General features: G+C 70.1%; 12 protein-coding genes and 2 pseudogenes. 2 read left to right on the top strand and 12 right to left on the bottom strand.

Annotated elements, in window-relative coordinates:
• Nucleotides 1-236: 236 nt before the first annotated feature.
• On the bottom strand, nt 237-833 hold the full coding sequence (locus ACIRF8_RS08705; RefSeq protein WP_404212418.1) for a CGNR zinc finger domain-containing protein: 597 nt from the start codon (nt 831-833) through the stop codon (nt 237-239).
• A 38-nt stretch (nt 834-871) separates the two neighbouring features.
• On the opposite strand from ACIRF8_RS08705, the gene ACIRF8_RS08700 reads away from it, so the two are divergent.
• Nucleotides 872-2,074 (top strand): MFS transporter, encoded by a 1,203-nt coding sequence (locus ACIRF8_RS08700; RefSeq protein ID WP_404212417.1) that lies wholly within the window; start codon nt 872-874, stop codon nt 2,072-2,074.
• Nucleotides 2,075-2,519: 445 nt separating this feature from the next.
• On the opposite strand, the pseudogene ACIRF8_RS08695 reads toward ACIRF8_RS08700, so the two are convergent.
• A pseudogene (locus ACIRF8_RS08695) lies at nt 2,520-2,780 on the bottom strand (hypothetical protein); the annotation flags it as partial.
• A gap of 211 nt (nt 2,781-2,991) precedes the next feature.
• Between ACIRF8_RS08695 and ACIRF8_RS08690 the strand changes: the two are divergent.
• Nucleotides 2,992-3,150, top strand: a pseudogene (locus ACIRF8_RS08690) (potassium-transporting ATPase subunit C); the annotation flags it as partial.
• Nucleotides 3,151-3,198: 48 nt separating this feature from the next.
• On the opposite strand, the gene ACIRF8_RS08685 reads toward ACIRF8_RS08690, so the two are convergent.
• Genes ACIRF8_RS08685 through ACIRF8_RS08640 form a run of 10 tightly spaced genes read right to left on the bottom strand, consistent with a single transcriptional unit; the run spans nt 3,199 to nt 15,694 of the window.
• A complete protein-coding gene (locus ACIRF8_RS08685) occupies nt 3,199-6,378 on the bottom strand; it encodes a hypothetical protein (RefSeq protein ID WP_404212415.1) in 3,180 nt (1,059 codons plus the stop codon).
• Between the two features lie 13 nt (nt 6,379-6,391).
• The gene (locus ACIRF8_RS08680; RefSeq protein WP_404212413.1) at nt 6,392-7,939 is read right to left on the bottom strand and encodes an IPT/TIG domain-containing protein; all 1,548 of its coding nucleotides are present in this window, start codon (nt 7,937-7,939) and stop codon (nt 6,392-6,394) included.
• 56 nt (nt 7,940-7,995) lie between these two features.
• Nucleotides 7,996-10,035, bottom strand: coding sequence for a hypothetical protein (locus tag ACIRF8_RS08675; protein ID WP_404212411.1), 2,040 nt, complete (start codon nt 10,033-10,035; stop codon nt 7,996-7,998).
• A 6-nt stretch (nt 10,036-10,041) separates the two neighbouring features.
• Nucleotides 10,042-11,598, bottom strand: coding sequence for a baseplate J/gp47 family protein (locus ACIRF8_RS08670; RefSeq protein WP_404212409.1), 1,557 nt, complete (start codon nt 11,596-11,598; stop codon nt 10,042-10,044).
• Nucleotides 11,599-11,631: 33 nt separating this feature from the next.
• A complete protein-coding gene (locus ACIRF8_RS08665) occupies nt 11,632-11,994 on the bottom strand; it encodes a GPW/gp25 family protein (RefSeq protein WP_404212407.1) in 363 nt (120 codons plus the stop codon).
• Nucleotides 11,995-12,033: 39 nt separating this feature from the next.
• Nucleotides 12,034-12,522, bottom strand: coding sequence for a hypothetical protein (locus ACIRF8_RS08660; protein ID WP_404212405.1), 489 nt, complete (start codon nt 12,520-12,522; stop codon nt 12,034-12,036).
• A gap of 4 nt (nt 12,523-12,526) precedes the next feature.
• A complete protein-coding gene (locus tag ACIRF8_RS08655) occupies nt 12,527-13,222 on the bottom strand; it encodes a phage baseplate assembly protein V (protein ID WP_404212403.1) in 696 nt (231 codons plus the stop codon).
• Nucleotides 13,219-14,373, bottom strand: coding sequence for a phage late control D family protein (locus tag ACIRF8_RS08650; RefSeq protein WP_404212401.1), 1,155 nt, complete (start codon nt 14,371-14,373; stop codon nt 13,219-13,221). Before ACIRF8_RS08650 ends, ACIRF8_RS08655 begins: the two co-directional genes overlap by 4 nt.
• A 9-nt stretch (nt 14,374-14,382) precedes the next feature.
• Nucleotides 14,383-14,967 carry a hypothetical protein gene (locus ACIRF8_RS08645; RefSeq protein WP_404212399.1) on the bottom strand — a complete coding sequence of 195 codons (585 nt, stop codon included), beginning with the start codon at nt 14,965-14,967 and terminating at the stop codon, nt 14,383-14,385.
• A gap of 7 nt (nt 14,968-14,974) precedes the next feature.
• Nucleotides 14,975-15,694: a hypothetical protein gene (locus tag ACIRF8_RS08640; RefSeq protein WP_404212397.1), complete on the bottom strand. Its 720-nt coding sequence runs from the start codon at nt 15,692-15,694 to the stop codon at nt 14,975-14,977.
• Between the last annotated feature and the right edge of the window lie 5 nt (nt 15,695-15,699).

Here is a 15,699-nt window from a genome sequence, read left to right as displayed (position 1 = left end):
GTACCTCCCGACGGACGACCTCGCTGTCGATTCCCTACGGAGCGATCATTCGCAATTCCTAATTGGCAGCCGAGTCGTCGTGGGGCGTCGAGCGGCCAATCGATGGAAGCCACCAACGGCAGAAGTTTGAAAGCCACACCCGACGCCCCTGGGTGGGTGAACCATACGAAGGGCTCACCGCCTCCCGCAGAACAACGTAGGGAAGGTTGAGCGCTGTTGCGCTGGGCCTTGGCGCCCTATGTATCTTCGTTCGGCTGCTCGGCGGAGCGGGAGCGTCGGTGGGCTGCGACTCGTTCGCGGGTCGCGCATCGGCGGGAGCAGTAGCGACGCTCCGGGCCGCTGCCCTGGGTGACGAAGACGTTCTGGCAGGTGGGGGATGCGCAGAGCCCGCCGGGCGGACGTTGGTGGTCCCAGACGAGAACGGTCAGGGCCATGCAGGACGAGGCGAGGAGCCACTCGCCCCAGGGGGCGTTGTCCTCGCGGTCGAGGTGGGGGTGCCAGGGAGTGCTGCCGCTGTGTGAGGTCAGGCGGAGCGGTCCGGTGTGGTCCTTCAAGAGCTGGTTGAGGGTGGCCGCGGCGTCATCGGCGTGTTCGGCGGCGAAGACCGGCCGCAGCAGGGAGACGGCTGCCTGCATCTCTGCGACGTCGCGGGTGGTGAGGTCGAGGGGGGCGGTCTCGCCATATGCGCGGAGCACGCCGGCGACATCGCCTGGGTCGGGGTAGTCGTCGGCCAGGGCGTTGATCAGGGCGGCGGTGCGCCGGGCTGTGGTGAGCACGGAGTGCCGGGTGGACCAATCGTCGCTGTGGAATGACACCTGTGGAATGTAACGCATCTTGCGGATGATGGAGTTACCTCCGTAACGTCTTGCTGATGGGGAAGCGTTACTCACTCCGCTTCTATCTCGTTGGAGCGGTGGCAGCCCGTGCCGGGGACGAGATGTCAGGACCGGCGCTGATGCTGGCAGCATTTGCTTTGACCGGATCGACCGTCGCCGCGTCGTCGCTGCTCGCAGGCATCACGATCTCTGCCGCGGCAGGGGGGCCGATTTTTGGGGCGCTCCTCGACAGAGCAGATCGGCCGGGACGCCTGCTGGCTGGTGCCCTCGTTCTTTATGCGGTGGGGCTGGGGATGGTTCTTGGGGGACTAGGACGGTGGCCGTTCGCTGTCACGTTCTTGATCGCAGCGGTGACAGGGCTGCTGGGCCCGGCCCTGTCGGGGGGATGGACGGCCCAACTTCCGCGTGTGGTGCTGGGTGACCACCTGCCCCGGGCGAACGCGCTCGATGCCATGACGTTCAATATGGCGAGCCTGGCCGGTCCGGCTCTCGCCGGCGGCGTGGCAGAGGCGCTGGGCGCCCCGACGGCCGTGGTGGTCTCTGTAGTGCTCATCGCTTTGGCGCTGCCCGCCGCATGGATGCTGCCTGCCCGTCCCGGCCGAGTGCTGGGAGTGCAGCCAACATCGGTGACCAGCGACCTTGTTGCCGGAGTACGGGTCATCCTCGGAAGACCGTCCTTGGCCCGAGCCACTCTCACCTCGACCGTCTCCTGCATCGCCCAGGGAATGTTGATGGCGTGCATCCCACTCCTCGGTGAACACGTTCTGGGCGGGGCCAGCCGCGGCGCGGTGCTGCTCTCCTGTGTGGCGATCGCAGCTTTGGTGGCCAACGTCGTACTTGCTGGGTTCCCGCGTTCAGTCGCCCCCGACACGATCATCTGGGCCAGTGCCCTTGTCCAGGCTGCCGCGCTGGCGTTGGCCGCGTGGGGTCGACCAGTCGTACTCATCGTGGCCGTACTCATCGTGGGCATAGGGGAAGGACCCCAACTGGCCGCCTTGTTCGCAGTCCGCCACCGGGAGGCCCCAGATCACCTGCGAGGCCAGATCTTCACCACCGGCGCCAGCCTGAAGATCACCGGGTTCGCCCTGGGGGCAGCAGTTGCCGGACCAGTCGCGACTTGGTCTCTTCCCGGCACTTTGGCACTCGCAGCGAGCGTGGCGGCCCTCGCAGCACTGGTCTTCTTCGTGATCCCCTTGGCAACCGCCACCTCGTCCGAGGCCAGCACGATGTCGACTTGAGCGGTCTCCGCGAAAAGTTCGATGCTGTCGCAGTGAAAGTTGTGCGGTTCTCAGACGCCTTCCGCTTCCCGAACGTGATCGTTTGGTTCGGGGCGGGTGGCCATGAACTCCGGCTAGCGGCGGGAGGGACGGGCGCGCGGGGCAGGCACGGCGGCCAGGTAACTCCGCAGGTCAGCAGTACTCTCTGGCAGAGAAGGGCTCGAGGCGTCCCCCAGTTGCTGGAGGCATGACGGCATACGGGAAGATGGGTGCGCAGGCATGGACTCGCTCGGTGCTCATACGGACTCGACACCCACATGATCACCAGCGGCCACGCCTGTTCTGCGTCCAGGGGTCGCTTGCAGCAGGAGCCGACAAGCCGTCACATCCCGTGCTCAGCAGGCGAACCGCTCACCTCACGACTTCTCATGGACCCTGGATCACCGGCCGCACTTGAGATCGCCGATCACGCCTCCGACCAGGCAGGATGATTGTTCGGCATCCGCAGAGACGAAGCAACACAGGTGATCATCCTGCCGCACCACCGACCAGGCTCGCGAGCTGCATGGACGACATTCTCGGCAGGCGCAGAGTTTGCGCGGCCGCTTGAGCTCTTGAGCTCCTCGCTCGAGAGCTCGCCGGGTCGGCCCGCACCTCGAGCGGCGCGGTGTTGCTTGTACCAGCCCCGCAGACACTCGGGGCTCACCCCGAGCTCCTGCGCGACCTCGGTGACCGTGCGGCAACGTGGAGGCGACGAGCGCGATCGCGTCCCGCTTGAACTCCTCGGTGTACCGCTTGCTGCGGTTGTTCTCGCTTCCCACCTGGCACTACTTCCTCTGGAACCTCAAGTCCCAGTCTCCAGGTGTCCACGATCAAGGGGAAGCTTCATCTCCGGCGCCGGCCTCGCCCCGGACATCTCCCCGTAGTACGCCGCCCTCCAGGCCCACAGGCTCGCGCAACACAACGGGCTGACCGTCGCCGAGGTGCGCAAGCTCGTGGCCGACCACACCGACGGGCGCACTCCGGGAGTCCTGGGCGAGCCCACCGTCAGGGTCCTCAAGCTCAATATCGCGCTCAAGGGACTTGCAGTTTCGTAACATCGCGACGGAGAACCGCCCGCCCCTCACGGCGCGGGCGGCCCGTGCCTACCGTGCCCAGGGGAACCAATTGGGCAACTGGTCCGGTCGGCACGGCAGGTCCTTGGCCGTCTTCAGCGCCCCGACGCCGCGCAGGCTCACCCCCGGGGTGGTCAGCGCCACGAACGCGTCGTCGCGCGTACGGCCGCTGATGTCGGTGATGCGCAGGGCGATGGTGAACTTCAGGTGGGCCGGGCGCAGCCCGAACGACTGGGTGACGCCGATGGACTCGCCGAGCTCCACCCATGCGCGGCGCTCCACCGCGTACGCCTCCACCCGGTATGCGCGCAGGTCCGTGTCCGGCCGGACGAACACGGTGACGTCGTCGTCGCCGCCGGCGGCCAGGATGACCAGGCGGGTGATGCCGACCTCCAGCCGGCCCGCCGCGCCGAGCGAGACGAACGTACCCGCGGGCTTGTCGACGACGCTGCCGAGCACCGCGCGCGCGTCGGCGTGCTGGTTGGCGTCCTTGATCGCGCCTGCCTCGAACTTGATGACGCGGTTGACGTACCGCAGGTCACCGACCGGCGGCGTGTGCTTCGGTACGAGCACGTCCTCGCCGCCGAACTGCAGGCCTATGGCGGGGTTGACCTTCGGGTCGAACGTCACCGTGCCGGTGTACGAGCCGTCGAGCCGGCTGGTCAGCGCGCCGGGCTTGCCGCCGAGCGCGGTGAGGCCGAAGCCGCCGGCGGTGTCGGGGTTGATGAGCAGGACGTTGCCGAACCGGTCCCGCGGGATGACGGTCGCGTCGATCTGGCCGGGCCCGGTCTGGTTGAGGTCGATCCGGGTGTGCTGCGGCTCGGGCCGCACCATGACGAGCGTCTCCTGCTTGCTCTCGCGGTGGAAGCTGGTTCCGTCGGCGGTGATGCCGGTGGCGGACAGGTAGAAGACGTACTGCTTGGGGACCGAGGTGTCCGTGACGGTGGCCCGGTAGTTGCCGGTGCCGTCCGCGTCGCTCATCGCCTGGACGTGCTCGCGGCGGCTGCCGTCGATGTTCAGCCCGGCGAGCTGGGCCCCCAACTGCCTGATGAGCAGCGGGGTGGCGTCCTTGCCGGCGAGCAGCTCCTCGGCGCGCTTCAGCGCCTCGGCGGGTACGCGCAGCGCGGCGATCTGGTTGTCCGTCGACCGTACCGGCGCGGTGGTGGACAGCGATACCGCGGCGCCGGTCACCGGCCGGCCTTCGGCGGTGAGGCGGCCGGTGACGGTGATGGGATCCCCGGCGAAGTAGGTGCCCTTGTCCTGGCTGACCTCCAGGCGCAGCGTCGAGTCGGTGAGCACGTCGTAGACGTAGTGCTCGACGTCGGGATCGCCCTCGCTCGTCGCGCTCGTCGCGCCCGTCTTGTCGGCGGCGCCGATGACTCCGCCGCCGGAGCTGACGAGCAACCGCCAGGTGCCGTCGCGCCCCCGGCTGCCGGACGTGCCGGTGGCGACCTCGGAGCCGCTGTCGCCCCGCAGAAAGTCCCGGGGGATCAGGTACATGTTCGAACGCGTCCCGCCGTGGAAGGTGACCTGGGAGAACGTGCCCTGGCCCGCGTTCTCCGGCGTGATCAGTTCGCAGTTGGGGGTCAGGAGTTCCAGCCGTAGCCTGCTGGCGTCGGGGGTGTTCCAGTCCAGGACGAAGGCGGCCTTGTCGTCGTAGGGGGTGATGACCGTCTCGTGGCGGATCTCCCGCTCGCCGAAGACGAACACGCCCGGCGGGTCGGCGGGGGAGGAGGCGTCGGTCAGGCCCTCCTTGAGGGCGTTGCGCAGGACCGCGCCGAGTTGGGTGGGGGTGAACCCCGGTTCCGTGACGCTGTGCGAGACGCCGCCGAACGAGCCGTCGGCGAGGGTCTTGATCAGGATGTGGTCGACGTCGGTGTGCCCCTCGACGCCGTACCCGATGCCGTACATCGTGATCTTCTTCTCGGCGAGCGAGGTGCCGGTGGGCGCCGTGCCGTTGGGTGGTGCGGTGAACTCCTTCGGGTTGTGCGTGCCCGAGTTGTGCGCCCCGTCGCTCATCATGATCAGCCAGCGGCGGCTGGTGTTGACGCTGAGCGGGTCGGTGCCGAAGTAGCTGGTGGCGGGCGCGAGGACGTGGTCGAGGCCGTCGCCCATCGGGGTGCTGCCGGTGGGCACGATGGCCTCGACGGCGCTGCCCGCGTCGGCCATCTCGGAGGCCGCGATCTGCTTCATCGGGACGATGTCGAAGCCGGCGGGGCCGGCGCCCACGGCGGGGAAGCGGGCGATGCCGAACCGGCCGCCGTTGTCGGCGAAGAGGCCGAGGAGGTGCAGGAACCCCTTGGTCGCCGTGGTCAGCTCCCCCCAGCGGGACTCCGCGACGGTGGCGGGGGAACCACCGAGTGGGTCGCCGCCCATGCTGCCCGAGGAGTCGAGCAGGAGGACGACCTCCAGCTTCTGCGTGACGGCGGTCAACGCGAGTTGCTGGTTGTGGCCGGCGGAGGTGCCCACCGTGGGGTCCGGTGGTGTCACGACGATGTTGGTGGTCAGGGTGGTCTTGTTGTCGGGCGGGGGCGCGGCGGGCGCGGTGAACCGGAGCGAGAGGGTCTCCGCGCGGGAGGGGCGTACGGTCAGCGGCAGGGGCGAGGTGACCGTGAAGCCGCCGGCCGGAAGGGAGCCCGCCGTGGCGATGGTCAGCGGGGCGGTGCCCTTGTTGGACACCTGCACGCTGTCCGAGTCCGACTTGTTGACGAGGGAGAGGAAGCTGGACACCGTGCCCGGCGAGATGTCGAGCCAGGGCTGGGCCGTGTCGGTGGCCGCGTCGGCCACCACCCAGGTGAACTCGACGGGCGCGCCGCCCACGTTGTTGTTCTGGAAACCCAGCCGCCAGGTCTCCGTGGTGCCCGCCTGGTCGAACCCCATGCGGATGATGGCCACGTTGTCGGCCTCGACGTCGCGTTTCACGTCGCCCAGGTACGTGGTCTTGTTGAACACCCCGCTGGTGAATCCGTTGATCTCCACCGCGGGTCCCTCGGTGTCGCCGGGGGTGGCCGGAGTGTCGGGGTGTCCCGCCCGGATGAACAGCGTCGGGAGTTCGACGGCGCCCGTCGCGCACACCCGGACGTACATCATCTTCGCGTAGCCGCCCTGGTCGCGCGGCCCGGCCAACTGGTCGATGCCGACGAAGACCGGCAGCCCGGTGTTGACGGTGAGCGCGGCGGTCTGCGGATCGGGATAGACGTGGAACGCCATGAGCATTCCCTTCCTAACCGTTGATCGTGAATATGTCCGTGCTGGTGGCGGTGCCGCCCGCGGTGGTGACCGAGAGCTTCAAGTCCTTGGTGGTGCCGGGCGGCGTCATCCCTGCGGGCACCCGTACGGAGATCTGGGTGGCGGAGGGCGTGCCGATGATCACCGCGGTGAAGGTCTCGAACTTGACCGTCACCGGGGCGAAGTTGAAGTTGTTGCCGTTGAGGATGATGGGCTGCTGGCCGGCCACCCCGGACTTCGGGAAGAACTGGGGCGGCGTGGTGGCGAAGGTCGGGGCGGGGATGTTCAGCTCGGCCCGGAACGGGTCGTCGCTGACGATGCTGCCTGCCGGGTTGGTCACGGTGATCTTGACGTCGGCGTTGGTGCTGCCCGCGGGCACCAGGCCCGCCGGCACCTGGACGACCATGCGGGTGGCGGTCGGCACGCCGACCACCGTGGCGGCCACGGCCGCGAAGCGCACCTGCGTGCCGGCGGCGTTGAAGTTGAACCCGTTGAGCGTCACCTGCGTGCCCGGGGTGCCATTGCCCGGGCTGAACTGGGTGGTCGGCTCGGCGAACGCCGGCGCGGGATCCGCCGTGAACGTGTCGTCGCTGATCACCGCGCCGCCCAGGTTGCTGACGGTGATCCTGACGGCCGCGGAGACACCCCCCGGTGTCAGCCCGCCCGGCACCCGGGCCACGACCTGCGTCGACGACGCCCCGCCCACGATCTTCGCGGGCAGGTCGCCGAAGCGCACGGTCACCGGGGCGACGGCGAAGTTGCTGCCGTTCAGGGTGATCGGCTGCCCGATGACGCCGCTCTTGGGCACGAACTGCGGCTGCCCGGGCGCCGGGGCCGTGAACGCGGGCAGCAGCAGCGTCCGCTCCATCAGGCTCATCCTGCGCTCCATGTCGGAGACGGTCAGCCGGCGCTGCCGCAGATCGCCGATCATGGCCGCTTCGAGGGTCGCCACCCCCCGGGGCCGCAGGAGGGAGGCCAGCGGGTAGAAGCTGTGCCCGGACGGCGGCGCCGGCACCGCGTCCCCCTCACTGACCCGCACCACCCACACCGGCTTGAGCCGTACGGACGTCTGGACACCCACGTCGCGGCTGTTGTTCAGCTCCGCGTCCACCGTGCCGTCCACCTCGGCCAGCGACACGTCCAGGTACACGGTGTCCGTCCGCGGATCGGGCTGCGCCGCGGTGGGCGCCGTGAGCGCGGGCAGGCCCGGCTGGCTCCTGTACGTCACCGCCGCCGGGATGACCACCTCGACGCCGCCGACCAGCGCGCTGCCGGGCCCCCCGGCGTCGCCGGCGGCGATGAGGAAGTCCTGACCGTTCTGCCCGGTGGGCAGCGCCTGCACGGCGAAGCCGTTGGCCCCGGCCGCGGCCCCATTGCCGACGTAGCGGCTGATGACCGCGCGGACCGTCGCCGAGATCAGGTCCTGCAACAAATTCAGGTCCCGGTCCAGGACCGGCACACCCTGCTCGACGTGGATGCCCACGTACCCCTTCTGCTGGTTGGCCAGCAGCAGTTCCAGCGGTGACTGCGAATAGTCCGCCACGGTCCCCCTCCTTCTGCGGCGTTGCTCCGGTACGGCGTGATGGCTTGGCGAGACGGCTACGGGATGATGAAGACGGGGCGCGCGGTGACCGGCATGGCGTCGGCGAGGACGCCGGCCAGCCGGGAGACCATCGCCTTGACCTGGTCCGGGTCGGCGGTGCCCGGCGGCGCGAGGAACAGGCCGACGGTGTCCCGCCCGATGCGGTCGTCGTTGGTGCGCACGCCGCCCGCCCCGGCGTCGTACGTGTACGTCTGGAAGTCCTCGAACCGGCCGCGGAGCCCCAGCTTGGCCGCGCCCGTGGCGTCGACGGTGGTCGTCCCCGCGTACCGGTGATCCACGGTGCGAGTCGCACCGTAGTCCGCGCTCGCGTACTCCAGGCTCTCGTTGGAGCGGTGCACCAACAGGGTGCCGGACGGTGTGTCCACGGCGTACGGCCCGCGCCGCGCGTACGGCCCGCCGCCGATCCGCTGGTTGACCCCCCACGTGAGCGGGGTCACGGCGAGGACGTTGCGGCTCAGGGACCAGCCGCCGTTCTGCGTCGAACTCCAGAACACCTCGATGTTGCCGTCGGCGGTCAGCAGCGCGGCGGGCTGCCGGTCGTGGTAGTCGGCACCGGCCTTCGGCAGCGCACGGATCGGGGACCAGTCCGAGACCGCCGGGTCGAGCCCCGCCTTGACCCGGTGCACGATGCTCCAACGGGACTGGCCCGGCGGGCCGCCGCTCTCGTGCCGCGCCCAGAACAGCCACAACCGCTGGGTCGTGCTCGTCGGATGGAACAGGACGAACAAGTCGTCCTCCACCCGCGGCGGCCGGCCGCCGTCCGCCGGCAGGGTCAGCGGCGCGGGCAGCCAGGCCCCGCCGACGTTGCGGTTGTAGCGCAGCTCCCAGCCGTCGCCCACCGCCTCCAGCCAGAACAGCCACAGCCCGCCGGCGTTGTCCGCGACCGCGGTGGGCATCCGCCGCTCGGTGGCGGTGTCCCCGAACACGGCGGGCGCCGACCAGGTGGCAGGACCCGTCCGCACGCTGTACCAGATCCGCCACTTGCGGTCCGCGGGCGGCTGCTCCGGGTCGTACCCTTGCCAGAACAGCCACACGATGCCGCCGCCCTGCACGGCCACCGAAGGGTGTTTGTCGATGCCCGGCCGGTCCACGCGCGGGGCGCTGGGCTCCCACAACCCGCCCGCGAACCGTTTCATCCAGATGTCCCAGCCGTGCGGCCGGCGGGTGTGGAAGAAGAACAGCGACGAACCGTCCGCCTCGCGCAGCGCCACCGGCCGCCCGTCATGGGCGAAGTTGACGGACGCGAGCGCCGCGGGCGCGAAGACGCCGGAGGCATCGCGCAGCGCGGACCACAGGTTCAGCCGCTCCGGCTGGTTGGTGCGCGCCACGTTGTGGACGTACTCCTTGGTACGGCTGGTCCAACCGGTGACCCGGGCCACGGTGGCGTCCAGCGTGGGCACCCCGCCGATGGTCCGGTAGATGCGCGGCGCGAACCTGACCTCGTTGCGCTGCGCGTCCACCGGCAGCCCGAAATCGGTCTGCCAGCCGATCCACTGCGCGAGGAGCGGCAGCAGCCTGCCGTCGACCCGGTCGAGGTCGCCGAGGTCGAGGCCGGCGCGGACGAGGCTGTAGATCCGGTCGAGTTCACCGCCGGGCAGGTCCAGGAAGCGGCGGAGCTGCCCCTTGTCGCGGTCGGCCGGCAGGCCGCTGCCCGCCACAGGGGTGCGGTCGGCGTCGTAGCGGCGGTAGATCGCCGGGAGCATGCCGTAGAGCAGACCCGCGAAGTCGTACCGCGACGTGGCCATGGCGGACGCGTGGTTGTGCGGGTCGGGGTCGTACGTGGGCACGGGGGAGCCGCTGAACGGGAACAGCGTGTAGTAGTAGACCGTCCCGCCCCTCAGGCCGGTGTCGACGGTGCGCGTGTCGGGGCCGATCGTGTGGGCGATGAGCCGGCCGTCGTCGGGGCCGGTCGGATGGGTGCCCTCCCGGCGCACCACGCGGATCCCGGGCGCGCGCCCCGGATCGGGGTTGTGCCAGCTCAGGTCGATCCTGTTGCCGGCGGGGTGGGCCGTGGCCGTGATGTCCGTCAGCCGCACCGTCCGTCACCTCCTTCCCTGTTCGAGGACGATGACCTTCAGGCCGAGGCGGTATTCGGGCTCCGGCGGGATGACGGGCACCTCGTTGGGGCCGAGCACGAGGGTGCCGTGCGGTTCGACCGGCGCGCCCGTCCGGTCCCCGCGCCGGAATTCGGTGATGTTCACGAAGACGACGCCGGGGACGTCCTGCGTCTCCTCGTAGAACTTGCTGAGGTACACCGTCTGGTTGAAGTCGACCCGCTCGAAGTCCAGCAGGCGCGCGGCGGCCTGCTGGACCTGGGCGACGACGTCCTCCCGTACGTGGAAACTCTCGACCGCCAGCTCGGCCGTCACGCGGATCGGGACGTAGTCGACGTCGGAGACCTCGATGAGCTGGCTGAGCATGCGCTTGTCCTCGAAGAAGCCCTTGAGGTCGGCCTCCAGCACGTCGCTGACCTTGCCGCCACCCTGCGGCGCGACGTGCAGCGTCACCTGGTTCCAGCCGGTGGCCTCGGCGCGGACCTTGCCGACGCCCTTGAAGCTGCGGGCGAGCGCCTCGTAGTCGGCGGCGGTCACCGCTCGGCGCAGGGAGCGGAACACGGCGGGGGCGTGCTGCACGGCGTGTGCGATGTCCTCGCGCTCCGCGCCGCCGGTCGCGGGGGCCGGGTTGCCGACCGTCGCGCCTAGCAGCGCGAGCTGGGGCGCACCGACGATGGTGGTCACCGCGCCCGCGGGCACGTTGCCCGCCGAGCCGCCGCCGACGCGGTACGTGGCCCGGATCGCCGCGGCCTGCGGGGGGATCGCGCCGAACGTGCCGTCGCCGAAGACGACGGTGGCCCGGTCGGCGTCGTCGATCTCCACCCGGTAGTCGCGCTGTCCCGCCTGGCTGAACGCCAGGCTCTCCCGCAGCGTCCACACGGAGGGCACCGATGCGAGCCGGCTCTCCACCACCACGTCCTGGCCCGCCGGTCGCAGGATCAGCCCCGGGTGGGCGAGGGGGAAGCGCTGGTTGGGCGCGTTGTCCGACGTGCCGAGCAGTTCGTCCCTGATCAGCCGGCCCTCCTCGACCGGGATGCCGCCCTGGGCCGGCCCGAAGACCTTCCGGCCGGTCGCAGGGTCGGCCGTCAGCTTCGAGAAGTCGATGACGAGCGGCGCCTCGCGGGTGTACTCGAACCTGACGCTCGGCTTGTCGCGCCGGCTCTTGGTCGCGAACGCGTCTCCCCGCGCCACGGTGACCGTCGCGGTGACGCTGCCGGGCACGGTCAGGCTCAGCGAGGCCGCCGCGGGGGCCGCGGTGCCCAGTTCGTAGCCGATGAGCCGCAGGTGTTCGATGACGCTGCGCCGGGTGCGGGCCGTGCCGAGGAAACTCTCGTTGGCCACCCGGTCCTGGTAGTAGCTGATGATGTCGCCGAGATGCGCGAACAGTTGCAGCAGTACGTTGCCGAAGTCGGCCTCGTCCGCGAAGTCCTTCCACTCCGGCAGTTTCTGCGGGATCAGCCCGCGCATGGACGCGAGCAGGCTCTCGTAGTCGCGGGCCATGTAGTCGATGACCGGCCGGTCGTCCGTCCTCTTGATCTCAGCCATGCCGCGCCCCCGCTCGTCCGTTCCCGTTCCCGCTCACCGGAACTGCACCCTGACCGCCTGCCGGGCGAGGTCCCGGCGCCGTACGTAGGCCACCTCGACGGACAGCGTCTCTTCCTGCGCCTGTACGTCCACTCCGCTGACCACGAGGTCGTCTCCCAGCCACCGGGTCAGCGCCTGCCCGACGGTGAACTCGACGGCCGCGGCCAGGATCGTGTTGGCGGGGTCGAAGACCAGGTTGAACAGTCCGCACCCGAACTCCGGTTGGTTGATCCGCTCCCCGGGCGCCGTGAACAGCACCTGGATGACCTTGCCGCGCAATTCCGCGCTCTCGTCGGGCTCCGGCACGATGGCACCGGCCGCGTCGACGCCGAACGGGAACCCGAACCCTGTGGCCACGCTCGCCCCCTCCCTCTCGCTCCGCCGCTCGTACGCCGGTCACTGGGAGCAGGCCACCAGCGACTGCTGCTCCGCGCTGACCTTCGACTCGCCGGGTGTGGGCAGGCCGCTGCACGTGTCGATCACGTCCTTGTCGAGCAGCACCTTGACGCCGCCGATGGTCAGCAGCCCACTGCCCGCACCGGCGCCGGGGGTGCCGCCGCCGAGCGGTGCGTCGAGGATCGACAGCGAGGTGGCGAGTGGTTTCGGCGCGGCGGGCACGAAGTCGCTGCCGGCGGGACCGGCATGGCCGCCGGGTGGCGGGCCCGGCGCCGTCTGGCCCGCGTCGAGGGTGCTGCCGCTGGTCACCAGGGCCACCGGCACGCCGTTGATCCGTACGAAGTCGCTGAGCCCTTCCGTGATCGAGCCCCGGTAGGCGTACTTGCCGAGGCCCGCGTAGGGCGTCGTGCCGTTCTCGAGGGTGCCCGAGACCTGGTGCGTGTCGGTGCCCCGCACGCTGTCGCCCTTGACGACGATGCTCTTGGCCATCGGCTCAGCCCTTCTTCAGGTCGATGCTGGCGGCGACCACCGTCATGCTCTGACCGGCGGCGTTGATGGTGAGGGGCGTCTTCGCGGTGAGGGTGACGGCGTCGGAGGACATCTGGAGGAAGCTGCCGGTGGCGTCGGTGATGCGGATGCCGTCGTCGGTGAGCGAGACGGTGTTGCCGCCCGCGTCGGTGACTGTGACTCCGGACTGATCCATCGTCAGGAGATGGCCGCGGCTGCCCTCGCGGACGAGGACCCGTTCCTTGCCGTCGGCGTCCTCCAACTGGATGGTGTGCCCCTTGAGAGTGGCGAGGATCTTCGAGGTCGGGGGTGACTGCACCGCTTCCGCGTCCTCGGTGCCGGCGTCCGAGCGCGGCTTCGGCACCTGGCTCTCGTCGCCCGGCCTGCTCCAGTACGTACCGACCCAGATGGGGAACTCCGTGTCCCCCCGCTCGAACTCGACCCACACCCCGGCCTCGCGCTCCGGAATGAACAGCAACCCCTGCCCCGTGGCCCCTCCGTACGGGACGCAGGGCGTGGCCCAGCCGGTGACGACCTCCGGGCCCAGTACGTCCGCGACGGTGAGCCGCAGCCGGCCGAGGCGCGAAGGGTCGTCGTTGTCGACCACCGTGCCCCGGTACTTGCCGTAGCAGCGCCGCCCGGTGTCCTCCACCAGGCCGGCGACGATGCGCTCCAGCGTCACAGCGACACCTCCGCGGCCAGAGCGCCCGCGGCCGGCAGTCCGGCCGCCGCGTCGGCCCCACCGGTCGAGAAGTCCTCGTCGCCCTTGGACGCCAGTGCGTTGCGCTTGATGCGAAACGTCTGGAGGTAGCCGTCGAGGGTGAACCTGTGGGTGACGTGCGCGACGTAGTAGACGCCGCTGTGCGTCGCCCCGACGCCCTTGACGGTGACGGTGGAGCGGGGCCGCAGGATGCTGCCGTACTCGTTGGCGGCGACCTCGCCCTCCCCGGTCACCAGCCACTCGGCCTGGTCGTAGACGCTCTGGCAGATTTCGGTCATCTCCGGTACGCCGGTGGCCACGCTCTGCGCCACGTACACGAGCCCGGGTCCCATGCCGGGGCCGAGTACACCGGCGGCCGGCACCGCTCCCAGGGCGGTCTGGGAGCCGGGGACCGCGTGCGCTTCCAGCACGTCACCGGCGATGTGGTCGATCTGGAACATCGCGACGTCCGTGGGGGCCAGCGCGTCTACCTCCAGGCTGAACCGGTTGACGTTCGTCTCTTCCCCGAAGTGCACCGCGAGCACCGGCTGCGGCGTGTCGTCGACGGCCGGCGGACGGAAGTAGCCCCTGTCGCCGTCCACGAAGCACTCGAAACCGTTGCGCAGGGCCAGCCGCCTGAGCAACTGGATGTCGGTCTCGCGCTGGATGACGGTCGACACCGCCTCGTCGTGGACGATCCCCGTGTCGGTCACCTGCGGCGTCAGCCCGTACGCCTGGAACGTCTCGGTCGCGATGTCGCTGTCCTTCTTGTTCGGCCAGTCCTTGAGCCGCTCCACGCGGTCCATCAGGACGCTGGCGTCCGTACCCCACACCTGGAGCCGGCAGGCCTCGAGCCCGGGGCCGAAGTCCGGGCGGACGTGGGTGATGTAGCCGGTCAGCAGCGGCTGCACATCGTCCTGCAAGCCCGCGGTCACCTGCACCCGCCGCCACACCATGAGCCGCTCGTCGTCCAGGTACGTCCACGACCCGTCGGGACGCAGCAGCAGCGCCAGCGTCATCCGGAACATCCCGGCCAGTTCCTCGTCGAGCTCCACCTCCAGGCCCAGCAGATCCGCGTAGAGGTCCGCGGCCTCCACGCCGTCGATGTCGATGCGCAGCTCGTCGTGGCGCACTCCGGCCCCCTATCCGCTCACTGCCGCGGGGATCGCGATGGACTGACCGAGCCGCCCGCGGTCGACCGGCGGCCCGACGTCGAAGCCGCGCGCCGCGATCAGCGCGGCCAGGTCCTGCGCTTGGACGTCGATGCAGTGGTACGTGACGACGACGGCACGGACGAATCGCTCGACGATCACGGTGACCTGCTGCCCGCTCACCGTCTGCGTCTGCGGGACGAGCTCGACGTCTTCGGCCACGGTCACGTCGCGCACCCCGTTCACCGCCGCCAGCGCGGCGATCAGCGCGGCCCACGGCGGGTCCTTCGCCGCCGTGGTGAGCGGGAAGCGGGTGGACCTCACGGGTTCCTGTCCGAGGAGTTCCAGGGGGGAGAGGAACAGCGGGTTGGCGTCGCAGATGTGCCAGTAGTGCAGGGGCTGCCCGTAGTAGGAGGCGGCGAGCTGGTCCAGCCGGTCGCCGGAGTCCACGGTGTGCTCCAGCGCGCCGGGTGTGTCGGGCAGCGGCCGAACACCCTTGGCGGGCAGGATCCGGCCACGGGTGTCGGGCGACACCACGTCGGGGACGGTGCGGTAGCGGGACAGCTTGCTGAACATGTGTCACTCACCCTGGGACGACGACGTTCGCCGCATCGGTGACGGCGCTGGCGAACCCCACGCTCGACATGACCTCCGTCATGGTCTGCGTGTACCGGTAGGGGATGCTGCTGCCCTCGATGACCGTGAGGGAGACCGAGACGGTGGCCCGGACGGGGTTCAGATCGGCGCTGAACTCCGTCTCGGTGATGTTGAGGGAGTTGATGTTCACCGGCAGCACCCGTTTGCGGCCGAAGATGAACAGGATCAGCGGCGGGTTGGCGCTGCGGGTGAAGCTGAACCCGTCGGGCTTGTGCAGCAGCCGGGCGGCGAGGCCACCGAGCACACTCTCCCGCTTCGGCTGCGTCATCAGCTCCAGCGTCGCGATCTGCGGGCCGATGCCGAACTGTTCGGTGACCGAGTCGCCGTCGTCCAGCCGGTCGGTGGCGTCGAGGCGGATGTCGAAGCCGAGCTTCTGCTCCTCCACGGTCACCAACTGCTCCCGCTGGACGTCCAGCAGACTGGAGCGCCGGCCGTGCTCGGTGCGCAGGGTGCGCGGCAGTGCGCCCGACTTCTGCGCCGCCGCTGCCGCCGCGGCGGCGCCGGCGAAGGTGTAGGACAGCGATCGGTTACGGGTGAGCTGCACGGGGTTGAACTGGAACACCACCAGCAGCGGTGGCAGGCTCAGCCCGTACTCCACGAACGCGCCGCGCAGAATGCGGGGCTTGTTGGGAAAGCCGTCGGTCATCTCGC

Origin of the sequence: Streptomyces sp. NPDC102406 (genome assembly GCF_044765725.1) — a bacterium.
Lineage (GTDB): Bacteria > Actinomycetota > Actinomycetes > Streptomycetales > Streptomycetaceae > Streptomyces.
This window is presented reverse-complemented; position numbering and strand designations above follow the sequence as displayed.

What these genes read in the sequence shown, in the direction of transcription:
- ACIRF8_RS08705 (WP_404212418.1), bottom strand. Translation starts at nt 833, where the DNA reads ATGCGTTACATTCCACAGGTGTCATTCCACAGCGACGATTGGTCCACC.
- ACIRF8_RS08700 (WP_404212417.1), top strand. Translation starts at nt 872, where the DNA reads ATGGGGAAGCGTTACTCACTCCGCTTCTATCTCGTTGGAGCGGTGGCA.
- ACIRF8_RS08685 (WP_404212415.1), bottom strand. Translation starts at nt 6,378, where the DNA reads ATGGCGTTCCACGTCTATCCCGATCCGCAGACCGCCGCGCTCACCGTC.
- ACIRF8_RS08670 (WP_404212409.1), bottom strand. Translation starts at nt 11,598, where the DNA reads ATGGCTGAGATCAAGAGGACGGACGACCGGCCGGTCATCGACTACATG.
- ACIRF8_RS08660 (WP_404212405.1), bottom strand. Translation starts at nt 12,522, where the DNA reads ATGGCCAAGAGCATCGTCGTCAAGGGCGACAGCGTGCGGGGCACCGAC.
- ACIRF8_RS08645 (WP_404212399.1), bottom strand. Translation starts at nt 14,967, where the DNA reads ATGTTCAGCAAGCTGTCCCGCTACCGCACCGTCCCCGACGTGGTGTCG.
- ACIRF8_RS08640 (WP_404212397.1), bottom strand. Translation starts at nt 15,694, where the DNA reads ATGACCGACGGCTTTCCCAACAAGCCCCGCATTCTGCGCGGCGCGTTC.